The 14,309-nt window shown below is 38.6% G+C and carries 11 protein-coding genes; 7 read left to right on the top strand and 4 right to left on the bottom strand.

Going from position 1 to position 14,309, the window contains the following annotated elements:
* Positions 1-643 precede the first annotated feature (643 nt).
* Positions 644-2,164 carry a degradosome RNA helicase CshA gene (cshA, locus tag PQ479_RS07045; RefSeq protein WP_047986894.1) on the top strand — a complete coding sequence of 507 codons (1,521 nt, stop codon included), beginning with the start codon at positions 644-646 and terminating at the stop codon, positions 2,162-2,164.
* Positions 2,165-2,629: 465 nt separating this feature from the next.
* A complete protein-coding gene (gene glnA, locus PQ479_RS07040; RefSeq protein ID WP_047986895.1) occupies positions 2,630-3,988 on the top strand; it encodes a type I glutamate--ammonia ligase in 1,359 nt (452 codons plus the stop codon).
* 267 nt (positions 3,989-4,255) lie between these two features.
* Here the strand turns inward: glnA and rarD are convergent, their stop codons facing one another.
* The 3 genes from rarD to PQ479_RS07025 all read right to left on the bottom strand — a co-directional run bounded on the left by rarD (position 4,256) and on the right by PQ479_RS07025 (position 7,139).
* A complete protein-coding gene (gene rarD / locus PQ479_RS07035) occupies positions 4,256-5,161 on the bottom strand; it encodes an EamA family transporter RarD (protein WP_047986896.1) in 906 nt (301 codons plus the stop codon).
* 102 nt (positions 5,162-5,263) lie between these two features.
* On the bottom strand, positions 5,264-6,076 hold the full coding sequence (gene pdxK, locus PQ479_RS07030; RefSeq protein ID WP_047986897.1) for a pyridoxine/pyridoxal/pyridoxamine kinase: 813 nt from the start codon (positions 6,074-6,076) through the stop codon (positions 5,264-5,266).
* A 106-nt stretch (positions 6,077-6,182) separates the two neighbouring features.
* Positions 6,183-7,139, bottom strand: coding sequence for an ATP-grasp domain-containing protein (locus tag PQ479_RS07025; protein WP_047986898.1), 957 nt, complete (start codon positions 7,137-7,139; stop codon positions 6,183-6,185).
* Between the two features lie 226 nt (positions 7,140-7,365).
* On the opposite strand from PQ479_RS07025, the gene PQ479_RS07020 reads away from it, so the two are divergent.
* Positions 7,366-8,718 carry a YjiH family protein gene (locus tag PQ479_RS07020; protein WP_047986899.1) on the top strand — a complete coding sequence of 451 codons (1,353 nt, stop codon included), beginning with the start codon at positions 7,366-7,368 and terminating at the stop codon, positions 8,716-8,718.
* 682 nt (positions 8,719-9,400) lie between these two features.
* Positions 9,401-10,099 carry a uracil-DNA glycosylase gene (locus PQ479_RS07015; RefSeq protein ID WP_047986900.1) on the top strand — a complete coding sequence of 233 codons (699 nt, stop codon included), beginning with the start codon at positions 9,401-9,403 and terminating at the stop codon, positions 10,097-10,099.
* A 56-nt stretch (positions 10,100-10,155) separates the two neighbouring features.
* On the opposite strand, the gene PQ479_RS07010 is transcribed toward PQ479_RS07015, so the two are convergent.
* A complete protein-coding gene (locus PQ479_RS07010) occupies positions 10,156-10,806 on the bottom strand; it encodes a spore coat protein (RefSeq protein ID WP_420535540.1) in 651 nt (216 codons plus the stop codon).
* A gap of 289 nt (positions 10,807-11,095) precedes the next feature.
* On the opposite strand from PQ479_RS07010, the gene PQ479_RS07005 reads away from it, so the two are divergent.
* Genes PQ479_RS07005 through PQ479_RS06995 form a run of 3 tightly spaced genes read left to right on the top strand, consistent with a single transcriptional unit; the run spans position 11,096 to position 14,114 of the window.
* Entirely contained in the window at positions 11,096-12,367 is a 1,272-nt protein-coding gene (locus PQ479_RS07005) for an ammonium transporter (RefSeq protein ID WP_047986901.1), read from the top strand.
* Positions 12,368-12,369: 2 nt separating this feature from the next.
* Positions 12,370-13,377, top strand: a complete 1,008-nt coding sequence (locus PQ479_RS07000) for a DUF294 nucleotidyltransferase-like domain-containing protein (protein ID WP_047986902.1) — start codon at positions 12,370-12,372, stop codon at positions 13,375-13,377.
* A gap of 5 nt (positions 13,378-13,382) precedes the next feature.
* Positions 13,383-14,114, top strand: a complete 732-nt coding sequence (locus PQ479_RS06995; protein ID WP_047986903.1) for a 3'-5' exonuclease — start codon at positions 13,383-13,385, stop codon at positions 14,112-14,114.
* Positions 14,115-14,309 lie beyond the last annotated feature (195 nt).

The raw sequence follows: 14,309 nt of genomic DNA, 5'->3' as shown, positions 1-14,309 counted from the left end.
TGTTCTTTACTTGTGTCTTTTTATTCACTTTGTTTTTTGTTCTCATTCATTTTAATGAATGTTTTAAGATTGTTTTTTTGAACTAGAGAATTAGGGTAAACCAGTGGATGAAAATATGCGGAGACTCCCTCGGGACGTAGTGGCAGAGCTGAGATCCAGCCGCATAGCCGATTAGTTCAGTGCCACCTCACAGGACGCGGAGCATAATTTTCAGTAGCGACGAGTAACGCTCCATGTTCGCACTAACTTTCATACAAAACCTCACAACCCAATTGCTTTTTTATAAATACCATGTTAAGATAAGGAACGGTAAAGAATTGCGCACCCTACTGATTGGGTGACACATAGATGAAGAATGACGACCATGTTCCAAAGTGTTGTGGGATGTGGTTTTTCTTTGCTTTCAACTTGATGGCAAGAATTAAAAGAAGTAAGAGCTAATAAGTCGTTCTTACATTAGGGAAACCTAAATACAAGGAGTATTCTTACAACAGAAATACGAGCTAATGAGAAGTGAATCAATCGGTTCAGTCAAATAAAAGAGCTAATTTTAATGATAGATTATCATAGCTATAGAACGCTCCTAGCTTTATGTGTCCGAAAAGCATGAAGGCGTAAAATATAAATTAAAGGAGATATGGATTTGCCAACATTTTATGAGTTTAATTTGGACCATCAGATTATTAGAGCAATTGAGGAAATGGGGTTTTCAGAAGCAACACCCATTCAAAATGCAACCATTCCAACTACATTATCAGGGAAAGATGTAATTGGACAAGCGCAAACAGGAACAGGTAAAACAGCAGCATTTGGTTTACCATTAATTGAAAAAATTGATATAGAAAATGAGGTCGTACAAGGTCTTATTTTAGCCCCGACACGTGAATTAGCGAACCAAGTCGCAGAATCACTGAAAAAATTCGGGAAATATAAAGGTGTACGTACAGTCGTTGTTTATGGTGGCCAAGATATGCGTCGCCAAATTCAAGACTTAAAAAGAAAGCCACATATTGTCGTGGCAACACCAGGTCGTTTAATGGACCATATGAACCGTAAAACGGTTAAACTAAACCAAGTTGAAACGGTTGTTTTAGATGAAGCAGATGAAATGTTAAATATGGGCTTTGTCGAAGATATTGAAACGATTCTTAAAGAGACGCCATCTGAGAGACAAACTTTATTATTCTCGGCAACAATGCCTACACGTATTGAGAAGCTTGCACAGCAGTTTATGCAAAACCCAGAAAAGATCGCAGTTAAGGCGAAAGAAGTGACAATGGAAAACATTGAACAATTTTACATTGAGCTTCATGAAAGACAGAAATTTGATGCATTATGTCGTCTTATGGACATTCACGTTCCAGAACTTGCTATCGTTTTTGGTCGCACAAAAAGACGTGTCGATGAATTATCAGAGGCATTAATTAAGCGTGGTTACCGTGCTGAAGGTATTCATGGTGACTTAAACCAAGCGAAACGAGATAGCGTTTTACGTAAGTTTAAAAACGGCCTTATTGAGATTCTTGTGGCAACAGATGTAGCAGCAAGAGGATTAGATATAAGTGGAGTTACACATGTTTATAACTTTGATTTACCACAAGATCCTGAGAGTTATGTCCACAGAATTGGACGTACAGGACGTGCGGGTAAATCGGGAATGGCGATTACTTTTTCAACGCCATCAGAGAAAGAGCATGTATTAGCGATCGAAAAGACATCTAAGAAAAAGATGACTAAAACGGTTCTTCCATCTTATGAAGAAGCTATTTTAGGTCAACAAAAAATTGCCATGAACAATCTTAGAGAGAAAATTAATAAAGAAGATTTCCAAGCGTATCGTGTAATTGCCAAGGAGTTATTGCAAGAAACAGATGCGACAACGGCATTGGCAGCTGCATTAAAGCTATTAACGAAAGAGCCTGATACAACAGAAGTACGATTAACAGGTGAAGCTCCATTACGTACGAAGAAACGTCGTGACGGTGGAGGCGGAAGACCTTATCGTCGTAACAGCAAAGGAAGTGGCGATCGTCGCCAACGTTCTGAGCGTGATTGGAAAGGTAACGGCTCGCAAAAAAGGCAAGGAAACGGACAACAACGCCGTCAAGGTGGTAAGCCAGCTGCTTCAGCAGATGGAAGACGCAGACGCAGTAAGCAAGCGTAACGAATAAAAAGGGATATCTTCAAAGGCTAACACTAGTCTTTGGGATATCTCTTTTTCTTTTTGTCCACTTAATAAAAAAATCATTCATTGCATCAGAAAAGACAAGGAAGTCTAATTAACTAACAAATCATTAAAGGACGTAATGGACTTGGTGAAATTATCTTACGTATTTCCAAAATCACAAGGATAGGTCGTGTACCTGATTTCTTATGAAAATCACCGAACTTTATAAATGGACCCATGAAAAATGATACGATAACAGAAGAATTAGTAGTTATTATCATATATTCAGTAATCGTGCGTGTTTCCATTGGGGTGGTAGAGTAGAGGGAATATGAGGAAAATTATAAAAATTTATATGTTAGATTATCTTACATGATGATTGCGAAAAGGACCTAATGATCATAAAGTAGTAATTAACAAATAGATGTAATAAAAGTTTACATGAAAAGGAAGTGTGTGGGGATGACGGTAAGTACGCCTACGAGAGAGACTTTAATTCAAGAGATTAAAGAAACAATTGAAAAGAAAAGTGTCGAATTACTTCATATGCAATTTGTAGATATTGAAGGAACCTTAAAACATGTAACCATTACTGCTGAACAACTACAACAAGCTGTAGACGGAAAAGTTATGTTTGATGGATCTTCAATTACAGGATTTACGCCGATTAACCAATCGGATTTATATTTAGACCCAGATTTATCTACTTTTGCTGTCCTGCCATGGACGGAAGAAGAAGGGTATTCGGAAGCTCGCTTCATTTGTAGTGTCACAAAACCAGACGGTAATGATTTTGATGGTGACCCAAGGAATGTATTAAAAAAGACAGTTGAGAGAGCAAAAGATAAAGGCTACTCCATTAGTGTTGGACCAGAATTAGAGTTTTTCTTATTCGAAACGGACGAATTTGGTCAACCGACACAAAGAACTCAAGATGTAGGTGGATATTTTGAACCTTCGCCTAAAGATGAAGGTGAGAAAGTTCGTCTAGCTATTTATAAAGCACTAAAAATGATGGGCTTCACCATCGAAGCATCACACCATGAGGTAGCTGTTGGACAACATGAAATTAATTTCAAATATGCAGACGCTTTAGCTTCAGCTGATGCGGCAACGACGTATAAGTGGGTCGTAAAAACGGTAGCAAAGCAATTTGGCCTTCATGCGACATTTATGCCTAAGCCTCTTGCAGGCGCTAATGGAAGTGGGATGCATACAAACATCTCTTTATTTAATGAGGAAAAACAAGAAAATGCGTTCTATGATGATTCTGATCACTTAGGGCTATCTGAGACAGCTTACCAATTTATTGCTGGTTTAATTGAGCATGTCAAGGATTTTGTTGCTGTAACAAACCCTCTTGTCAACTCATATAAACGATTAGTGCCAGGTTATGAAGCACCATGTTATATCGCATGGTCGGCATCAAACCGCTCTGCATTAATTCGTATCCCTGCAACACGAGGAGGAGGAACCCGTGTGGAAATCCGTTGTCCAGATCCATCCTCTAACCCGTACTTAGCCTTTGCTGTTGTAGCTGCTGCTGGATTAGATGGGGTAGAACGTGAATTAACAGCACCACCATCTGTAGATGCTGATATCTTCAGCATGTCACCTGCTGAAATTGAAGCACGAGGTATTGAAAACTTACCAACAAACCTTGAGCAAGCAGTTGACCGTTTAGAAACAGGTGAAATCGGTTTGAAAACGTTAGGTGAACATGCATTTGGTGAATATATTGATTTAAAACGTTCTGAGTGGAATGACTTCCGCACAGCTGTGACAGGTTGGGAAGTAGACGCCTATCAAGCTAAATTCTAATTAAAGCTAACTAATGTGAAAAAGCATCCCGAAACAAGAAGGGCTGCTTTTTCTTACGTAGTTGGCTTATTTCTATGCAAAACAAAGTAAACATCACTCCACCACCAAACATGGAAGTCTAGTTTGTACTTTATAAATGAATGCGGTTAGTTGGTTTTGTGAATTTAAGGATTAGTAGTAACTTAACCGAGCATGATTTTCGGGAGCGATGAGCATAGCTCCGACCCCGAGCATCAGCAGTAACTTTCATACAAAAAAATCCTACTCTCAAGCAACCTTCCGTGCAACCACTTTCTTACTGCTAGCCTGTGTGAAAATAATCAAACCAATCCAAATGAATACAAACGCAAACAATTGAACGAAATTAAAATCCTCTTGATATACGAACACACCTAAAATAAACATGATCGTTGGTGCTATATATTGTAAAAACCCAACTAATGACAGCGGGATTCTTTTCGCGGCTGTAGCAAATAAAAGAAGAGGAATCGCCGTTGCAATACCACCACCTATAAGTAACCAAGTAGATAACTCCCCAACTGAAAAGGAATAATCCGACCCCAATTGTATAATCAAAAAGAGGGCAATCGGGCTAACGATTAATGTTTCAATAAATAAGCCACCTAAAGAAGAAACGGCTACTACCTTTTTTATTAATCCATATAACCCAAAAGAAAGGGCTAAAATAAGAGATACCCACGGAAAAGTCCCATAATCAATAGTCATAAAAAAAACACCAATGAAGGCAAAAGTAAATGAAAGAATCTGTTTGCGGTTAAATCGTTCTTTTAAAAATAAAAAGGCCAACAATATATTGATTAAAGGATTGATATAATAACCTAAACTAGCTTGAAGGACGTATTCATTGGAGACAGCCCAAATAAACACATACCAATTAACAGAAATAAAAAAGGAAGCTAAAATAATACCAATCGCAGAACGCCAGTTTGTAAAGGTCTTACGAAATTCAAGACGAGTTTGTCTTAGTTGCTTGGTAACTAGAATAATGATCAAACAGAAAACAAGTGACCAAACAATACGATGAGCAAGTACAACAATGGGATTGATGTCATCTAATAGCTTCCAATAAATCGGAAAGACACCCCAAAGTATATAAGCACTTAATCCAGCGATCACTCCTAATTTTTGTTGATTTTGAATTTGTTCAGCCATATGTAACCCCCTAATTTCTCCATCTTAAAAAGCATCTGGATGGTTTAGAAAGATGAAACACGCATGAATAATCATTCATACGTGTTTTGAGTGATTGTATTATTAAACAAGTGTATGTTTATAAGCAGCATGATTGGTTGGACCGACATATTCGTTCAAACGGAATGAATGCTTAATAGCTGCAGTAATAAAATCCTTCGCTGTATAAATCGCTTTTTCGATGCTACTACCTTTTGCTAACTCAGCGGCGATTGCTGCTGAGTAGGTGCAACCAGCTCCATGCGTAAAGCTTGTTTTGATTAACTCCGACTTGAGCTCATGAAACGTTTCGCCGTCATACCAAATGTCAATCGCTTCACTAAGACCAAGCTTGCTACCACCTTTGACAATAACATGTTTTGCGCCCTTTTCATGAATCGCTTTTGCAGCTTCCTTCATTTTCTCAATGGAATCAACAGGGCCTACACCACTTAATTGAGCAGCTTCAAACAAGTTTGGTGTCACAACGAATGCTCGAGGAACTAAGACATCGCGCAAGCATGCATCTGTTTCTGGATTAAGAGCTTCATCTGCTCCTTTGCAAACCATAACAGGGTCAACAACTAATTGGTCGATTTTATATTCGTCCACTTTTTGGGCCACTAGCTCAATAATCTCAATCGAGCCTAACATCCCTGTTTTAACAGCGTCTACTCCGATTCCTGATAAAACAGTTTCTATCTGCTTAGCTAATGTATCAGCTGACTGAGGAATAACTTCATGGAACCAATTTCTAGCTGGGTCTTGAGCGACGATGACAGTTAAGGCATTCATGCCATATACACCTAGCTCTTGGAATGTTTTAATATCTGCTTGTAAACCCGCTCCTCCGCTTGTATCGGATCCAGCGATGGTTAATGCTTTGAACATAGTCATGGTGAATTGTTCACTCCTTATCTTCTTGCTTTTATTTATTATACTAAATTATGGGTGTTAGACAATGCTTGCTTGGTAAATGGCTAATAAATATTAAGATACTTATTTATTTGATAGTAGAGCGTTGTTCTTTCAATGCAAGCAGCTCAGCTTGAAGAGTCTTAGCAATTTCTTTCATGCCAAATTGACCGTGTATCGCCTCTGCTTGTGGGTTGTAATTCGTATTGGTGTTGACGTCATACGTATACCAACCACCATTTTCATCCATAATACACTCAATTCCAGCCATATGAATGTGATTTGCTTTTAAAAATGCCTCGTATTTAGCAATTAGATCTGCTTGTCCCTCATCGACGATTTCAAACTTTGCTTTCGGTTGACTGGTTGTTGGGCAGAATTGATCACCGATTTGACAGCTATCCGCTGGACAGAGTTCAAATCCCTCTGATGTATCCACTTTGACTGTATACAGGAATTTTCCATTCACAAATTCATAACGTAATATCGATGTGTTTGGTGATTTTATATATTGTTGAATTAAGGTGATTCCGTCAATAGAAGGTTCGAATTGAGAACTGTTCACAAATGCCTCAAGTTCATTCACTGAATGAAAAAGCTGGACCCCTAAACCCTTTCCTGCTCGGTTATGCTTCGTAATAAAGGAAGAAAGTCCACTTTGACTAGCTGCCTCTACGAGATGTTGCTGTCCACTCGCCGCAATGGTTTTAGGTGTCTGGATACCGAAAGCTTCTAAAGCCAAATATTGAGCGACCTTACTAACCTCAAGAGAAAGGGCACGACTTCCATTAAAAATTTTACGGTTGTGTGCTTCTAACCAAGTTAAAATGGCTGCTGTGTATTCAGGTGCATAACGGTGGCCGCGTGTGTGTGAAGAAGCGCTCATACGGTTATAAAAGATCCCTTGAGGTGGTTCTTTCATTAAATTGAATTGTCCCTCATGTAAATGCCATAACTCATAGGGTTGTTCGAGTTCATCAAGTGCTTCACATAATGGATTTGTCCATTCATCGTTCTCGTGTAAAATGTATATTTTTTCAGTCATTTCTTTAGAAGTCCTCCTTGGTGAAAGCATAAACTAATACTCAGTATAACGGATCGTTTTTTCCTTGGCTAATTATATGTTTCCTTATTAATTGGAGGGGTATATATCCAAAAAAAGACATTGCGAAAAATGTGGAAATCGGGTAGGATAGAAAAGTTGTCTTTATTAATATGTTAGTATAATTATACGTAAAAATACGGTCGATAGTTAGGAGAGTCGAATAGATATGCAAGAACCTGATACACAAAACAAAGACCGAATGAGGTTAATGTGGAAGTTTATCCTTCCTTCATTGATGGGGGTATTTTTATTTATTACACCGATACCTTCTGAAGATGGCGTGACCATTCCAGTCGCTTATTTAGCTGGGGTTGTTCAAGATGTTTTAGGGGAAAGCTTACCATTTATTGTTTTTTCCATATTAGCTATTAGTTTTGTCCTTTCCTTGCTTTTAACATTGTTAAAAAATAAATATCAATACCATGAGGTAATTAGAGCTGTTTTTGTCGTTTCGCCACTCTCGCTCTTATTACGTTTCGTTGGTGTCGTATTGGTCGGAATGGTACTTTGGCAAGTTGGTCCTGAAGCCGTTTGGTCAGGGGATACTGGTGGTACATTAATTTATGATTTAATTCCTGTTTTATTTTCTGTTTTCTTATTTGCAGGCTTATTTTTACCTCTATTAATGGACTATGGCTTACTTGAGTTTGTAGGAAAGTCAATGAATAAAATAATGAGACCATTATTTAAATTACCTGGTCGCTCATCTGTAGACGCTTTAGCATCATGGGTAGGGGATGGGACAGTTGGAGTTCTCATTACGAACCAACAATATGAAAATGGCTATTATACGAAACGAGAAGCAGCTGTTATTGGTACAACATTTTCAGTCGTTTCGATTACGTTTAGTATTGTTATTTTACAGCATATGGGTCTTGGCCACATGTTCTTTGAATTTTATATCGCCTTATTAGTGTCGGGGTTTGCCGCAGCTATTATTATGCCTCGAATTCCTCCACTTTCTTTAAAAACAGATACATTTATAAATGGTGAAAAGCGTTTGAAAAGTGAGGAAAATAAAAAGGGCCAGCGCGGAGATAGTTTGAAAGTGGCACTTGGTAAAGTAAGTCAAAGTGGTGGCTTAAAGGACTTTACAATTTCTGGTGTGAAAAATGTCTTAGATATGTGGTTAGTCGTAATTCCGGTAGTCGTGGTCATTGGTACAGTGTCACTAATTATTGCGGAAAAAACACCATTGTTTACCATTTTAGGCACACCATTTGAATACATTCTAACTTGGATGCAAGTTCCTGAAGCACAACAAGCGGCGCAGACTATGGTCGTTGGGTTTGCAGATATGTTTTTACCGGCGTTATTAGGAGCAGATATTCAAAGTGAAATGACACGTTTCATTATTGCCACCGTTTCGGTTGCACAGCTTATTTATATGTCAGAGATTGGCGGACTTTTATTAGGATCTAAAATACCTGTTCGTTTTATTGACCTTGTACTAATCTTTATTATTAGAACCTCAATTGCACTTCCGATCGTTGTATTTTTTGCTCACATCTTTTTCTAAAAATGCTATGATAAGAATCAAAACAAAAGTCACGCTTATAACGTGGCTTTTTTGCATACGACAAAACAAGCAATTATAAAAGGAAATAAGAAGTAACATCGCAAATGCTAGATGAATGAAGTGAATATGAGCTATTCGCCACCAACAAGCATGAAAGAATTTTTTGCAGCAATGAAGCCAAAAAAAGAACAGTCGATGCGGTGTAAATGAAAAAGCGAGCCAATTTGAAGCCTGTATATATAGCCATTAACAACTGTCATTTATCTATGCCGATTGTAGCTTTGACTCCAAAATGTTCATTCACAATACGTTTTGACTGATGGAATTTGATTCAATTTGGTTTGCTTCTTTATTCATACAAAACCCACATGGCGAAGCCCGATTCACTTCGCCACTAACAAAAATCAAAGCATGTTTTGTCCTTTTATTGGTGTCTTCATTCACTTTCATTTTAGTTATTGTTGTAAGAATGTTATTTATACTAGAGAATGAGCAGTCACCCAGCGGACGAAAACATGCGGAGACTCTCATGGGACGTAGTGGCAGAGCTGAAATCCACTAGCAAAGCTGGTTAGTTCGGCGCCACCCCATAGGACGCGGAGCATGATTTTTCGGTAGCGGTGATTAACGCGCCGCACATGAGGTTTAGATACCTTTCATACAAAATACAGGAGGGGATAATATGTTAGAACAAGTTTTACCTGGCTGGCTGTCTTTGATTAGACAAGAAGCAGAGCAGGATTATTTTAAGAAATTAATGACCTTTATCGAAGAGGAATATCAGAATAAGAGCATTTACCCACCAAGAGACATGCTTTTTCAGGCTTTTGAGTATACGGATTATGAACAAGTCAAAGCAGTCATAATTGGACAAGATCCCTACCACGGTCATGGACAAGCGCATGGGCTAAGCTTCTCCGTACAAAAAGGAATCAAATTGCCACCTTCACTTAGAAATATATATAAAGAACTAGAGGATGACCTCGAGCAACCACAGCCTCCCCATGGCTACTTAGGTTCATGGGCTCATGAAGGAGTCCTATTGTTAAATACAGTCTTATCAGTGGAAGAAGGTAAGCCAAATTCTCACAAAAACCAAGGTTGGGAGACATTCACAGAGCATGTATTAATGAAACTCAACCAACGGAAGAAACCACTTGTTTTTATATTGTGGGGGAAACAAGCCCAAGCAAAAAGGCCCTTAATAGATGAGTCATTCCACGCTGTTATTCAATCACCACATCCAAGTCCTTTTTCTGCAAGGACAGGTTTCTATGGTAGTAAACCATTTTCAAAAACAAATGAAATCTTAAGGGAAAAAGGTCAAACTCCTATTAATTGGTCACTTGAAGGAGGGTGTGAAACGAATCATCTGGAATAAATGGTAAGCCGTCTGATCATGTGTGATCGGACGGCTTTTTTACGTTGTGTAGGTGTTTAATGTAAGGGATGTTGATGATTACTTGGCATCGTTGCTGGCTGGCTAACGGTAGTAAAGGCTGTTGACATAGCTTGCATATCAGCAGGTTTTAGCTGTGGTACTTGATAATAGCCATGTTTATTTTGATATAAAAATACTTCATAAGCCATTTCAATTATATTAGGTACGGTATCAGCTAATACACGTCGAATAACAGGATTCGTCACTTCAACGGCAATCATCGCCATAGTAGAGGCTGTTGATTTTAGTAAACCTAACATATGGGCAGATAGACCAGCTTCTTTTACTTCTGAAATATTTCGATTCGGCTTTTTGGGGGCAGAAGGTTTTATCCCAAATTGTACGGTATGACTTAACTTCATTTGATATTGACCTGTGCCTTGTGAAGGATCTTGACCGCTTCTAAAGGATTCAACGATGAGGTTATATTGACTTTCCAAAAATTGATATTGTCTGTCCAAAAGCTGTATTAACTCCGGGTCCTTCATATATCCCCTAAAAATCATAAATTGATCGAGGACATTAATAATTCCAGCTAATATTTCGTGGCAATCAAACATTTCGTGACCGCCATGATTAAATGTTGGCGTTGCTTGCGTAGAATTTTGAGGCATATTTGTCATACCTTGTTGCTGATTTGGATTCATTGACCTGTTCTCCTTTTTATTTAGTTAAATGATCTTACATGTTGTAAACAACACACTTTTTAATATGGTCAATAAGTACGGAAAACATGTAGTCGATTTCCATAGAGTAAGCTGAAACCCTTATAAATAAAGCGTTTTCAATAAATGGACTAATGAAAAATGGTGGTAGCTTTTCTGACATAACTGTAGATTCAGAAAATTTAGACCTTATAATTAGGGTTATATTAATAGGATTTACTTAACTGACGCAATAATACTTTAGTAATTTAATTCAAGGGGGTAAAAAAGAATGGAAATGGTTTTAGTCGATAATCTTTGGGTTGTTATAGCGGGTATTTTAGTTTTATTTATGCAAGGTGGATTCATTCTTTTAGAAGCCGGTTCAACAAGAATGAAAAATGCTGGTCATATCGCAGGTAAAACGATTTTTACAGTAGGGATTGCAACACTCGTTTATTGGGCCGCGGGTTGGGCGATTGCTTACGGAGATAGTGTAGGAGGGATATTCGGTTCAACACAGTTCTTTTATGGAGACGCATCTTCGCCTGATGGAGGGCTCTCGCCATCCGTTGACTTCTATTTCCAAGTCATGTTCGCAGCAATAGCTTTGACCATTGCTTTTGGCGGTTTCGCAGAGCGTGCCAAACTATCTGTTTATGTGATGTTTGCAGTCGTTTTCTCTTTAGTCGTCTATCCAGTCGTATCGCATTGGGTGTGGAATGATGGTGGTTGGATTGCACAAATGGGTAAACAAGATTTTGCCGGATCGACAGTAGTTCACTTAACAGGGGCTATGGCAGCACTTGCCGCTACCATTATTTTGAAGCCTCGACTTGGTAAGTATAATAAAGACGGTTCTATGAATGAAATTGCTGGACATAACCAAGTTTATACAGCGTTAGGTGTTTTGATTTTATGGGTAGGTTGGTTTGGGTTTAATGCAGGAAGTACAGTTGCTTTAGAAGAAGGATTCTTTGGTTATGTAGCCCTTAATACTCAATTAGCCGCAGCAGCAGGTGCTGTAGCAGCGCTCTTTATGATATGGGCTTTAAATGGGAAATCAGATATTCCTACCATGTTAAATGGTGCACTAGCAGGTCTAGTCGCGATTACAGCTTCTTGTGCTTTTGTTGCTCCTTGGGCAGCTGTAGTAATTGGAATTATTGGTGGATTAATTGTAGTCTTCAGCATGAAAGCACTTGATAGAGCCAAAATTGATGACCCTATTTTTGCGATTTCTGTTCATGGTATTGCTGGTATTTGGGGAACGATTTCAACTGGATTTTTCGCCACTCCGACACTAGCAGCTATGAACGGTGGAGAAGCTGGGTTATTTTATGGTGGCGGATTTGGCCAGTTAGGCGTTCAAATTTTATCCGTTGTTGTCTGTGGTTTATTCGCATTCGTTGCTTCGTACATCCTTTTAACAATTATTAAAGCTTTAGTTGGTGGTAACCTGCGTGTATCTGAAGAGGAAGAGATTCTTGGATTGGATATGAGTGAACATGGAAGTTATGGTTATCCTGAAAACATGGCTGGTAATGAAACTAAAGGAGCATAATCATGTTTGAAAATGGTGGACTCACGGTTTATCTAAATCAAAACTTTGAAGCAAAACTCGAATTGGTTTTGGAAAAAAGGAAAGCGATGATGAAAACGGTGGATCCTTCTATTGAAGAGGTTAAACATGTTCATGACGTTATTATGGAAGAAACAATCAATATGGTCATGGAAAAAGTTGAAAGTGAGTGGGGAGAGCCTCCTGCTCACTTTGCTTTCTTTATTTTAGGGAGTGGTGGACGAGGTGAGCAACTTTACTGGAGCGACCAAGACCACGGTATCGTTTATGAGGGTGAAACGAGCGAAAAAAAGCAAAGCTATTTTCTTCATTTAGGTCAAGTTATTGTCGAAGCCCTTGTTTTGGTTGGGTATGAAGAATGTGAAGGAAAAGTAATGGCTTCTAATCCCATGTGGTGTCAGTCTTTTGAAGCATGGCAGGAACAGATTCACGGTTGGCTACAACAAGACAATTGGGAGAACATTCGCCATACGCTGACGTTATTTGATGCCCAGACGTTTATAGGTGAGGAACAATTAGTGGAAAAAATAAAAGCGATCATTTTTCAAGCTGTTGATGAGAATCCACAATTGATGCAACGCTTTATTGACAATACGGGTCGGATGAAAAAAGGGATCGGTTTATTTGGTCAGCTACTTTTAGAGAATAAAGGCCTAAATCAAGGTAAATTAGATTTAAAACAAATAGCTTCCTTTCCTTATGTGAATGGTTTACGGTTACTGGCAATCCAAGAGGAGATTCAAGATGCTGCTACGTTGCACCGATTTAGAAAACTCTCTCCTTTTTATGATGAGGTAAAAAGTTATGAAAAGGATTTCCGTGAACTTTTAACCAAGCAACTACAATGGCAAAAGGATGTAAAAACGTATGAAAGCATTCATTATTTAGATGTGACTCAGTTGTCAAAAGAGGATAAACGTTTGCTGAAAAAGTGGATTAAAAGAGGACAAACGCTTTATAAGAGGATTCAAGTGCATGTAGAGGAGGGGTAACGAAGATGATGAACCATATGATTCAGTTGATGAAACAACTTTCATCAAAACTGAGTCCAAGTATTTACACTTCGACACAGCAACGCTCCTTTACTCAACAAATGTCTCATTTACGACAAATCCAAAAAGAGTTAAAAAATGAGGATGCTCTTGATAAACCTTTTAAGGAATTGCCTTTTATTATTTTTGATCTAGAAACGAGCGGATTTTATCCCGATCACGGTGACAGAATTTTATCAGTGGGTGCGATCAAGATGCAAGGAATCGAAATTTTGAATGAGGATATCTTTTATTCAACGATTCAACCTCTAAAGCCTGTTTCTGACGATGTATTACAATTAACGGGATTAACGATGGAGGAATTAGAGCAGTCACCACCGTTATTGGACGTACTAACTGAGTTTTATCAATTTGTCGGCGGGACAACATTGGTTGCTCATCATGCTAGTCATGAAAAGAAATTTATGTCACATGCAACTTGGCAAACTTTACGTACTACTTTTCAACATCGTTTAGTGGATACAGCCTTTTTAACAAAAGTCGTCCTACCTTCAGAACAACTTGTAACGCTTGAAGATTGTTGTCGCTATTATGATATACCTGTGATTAAAAGGCATCATGCTTTAGAGGATGCCAAAATAACCGCGGAGCTCTGGAAACAGAATCTAATCAAAGCAGAACAAATGGGTTTCCACTGCCTACGCGACATTTATATCTACTTAGCAAAAACTAAATGAGGAGGGTCTGCAACGCCATGGCGAAACCCCATTCACTTCGCCACCAACAAAGATGAACGTAGTGGTGACTGTTCAAACTGTTGGCCCGTTTACAACTCGATCACCATCAGGAGTCAGCCTGTATAAACAGGGTGCACTGTCCTACTAAGATCATTTATCGCGAGATGGATGACGAGCTAACTTCACGGCACAAAC

The organism is Alkalihalobacillus pseudalcaliphilus (genome assembly GCF_028610675.1).
Taxonomy (GTDB): Bacteria; Bacillota; Bacilli; order Bacillales; family Bacillaceae_D; genus Alkalihalobacillus; species Alkalihalobacillus pseudalcaliphilus.
The sequence above is the reverse complement of the archived record's forward strand: the minus strand, read 5'-3'. Positions and strand labels throughout refer to the sequence as shown.

Excerpts from the sequence above, each read along its gene's own strand:
- PQ479_RS07025 (WP_047986898.1), bottom strand. The coding sequence starts at position 7,139 with ATGACTGAAAAAATATACATTTTACACGAGAACGATGAATGGACAAAT.
- rarD (WP_047986896.1), bottom strand. The coding sequence starts at position 5,161 with ATGGCTGAACAAATTCAAAATCAACAAAAATTAGGAGTGATCGCTGGA.
- glnA (WP_047986895.1), top strand. The coding sequence starts at position 2,630 with ATGACGGTAAGTACGCCTACGAGAGAGACTTTAATTCAAGAGATTAAA.
- PQ479_RS06995 (WP_047986903.1), top strand. The coding sequence starts at position 13,383 with ATGATGAACCATATGATTCAGTTGATGAAACAACTTTCATCAAAACTG.
- PQ479_RS07015 (WP_047986900.1), top strand. The coding sequence starts at position 9,401 with ATGTTAGAACAAGTTTTACCTGGCTGGCTGTCTTTGATTAGACAAGAA.
- PQ479_RS07010 (WP_420535540.1), bottom strand. The coding sequence starts at position 10,806 with ATGAATCCAAATCAGCAACAAGGTATGACAAATATGCCTCAAAATTCT.
- pdxK (WP_047986897.1), bottom strand. The coding sequence starts at position 6,076 with ATGACTATGTTCAAAGCATTAACCATCGCTGGATCCGATACAAGCGGA.
- PQ479_RS07020 (WP_047986899.1), top strand. The coding sequence starts at position 7,366 with ATGCAAGAACCTGATACACAAAACAAAGACCGAATGAGGTTAATGTGG.
- PQ479_RS07005 (WP_047986901.1), top strand. The coding sequence starts at position 11,096 with ATGGAAATGGTTTTAGTCGATAATCTTTGGGTTGTTATAGCGGGTATT.
- PQ479_RS07000 (WP_047986902.1), top strand. The coding sequence starts at position 12,370 with ATGTTTGAAAATGGTGGACTCACGGTTTATCTAAATCAAAACTTTGAA.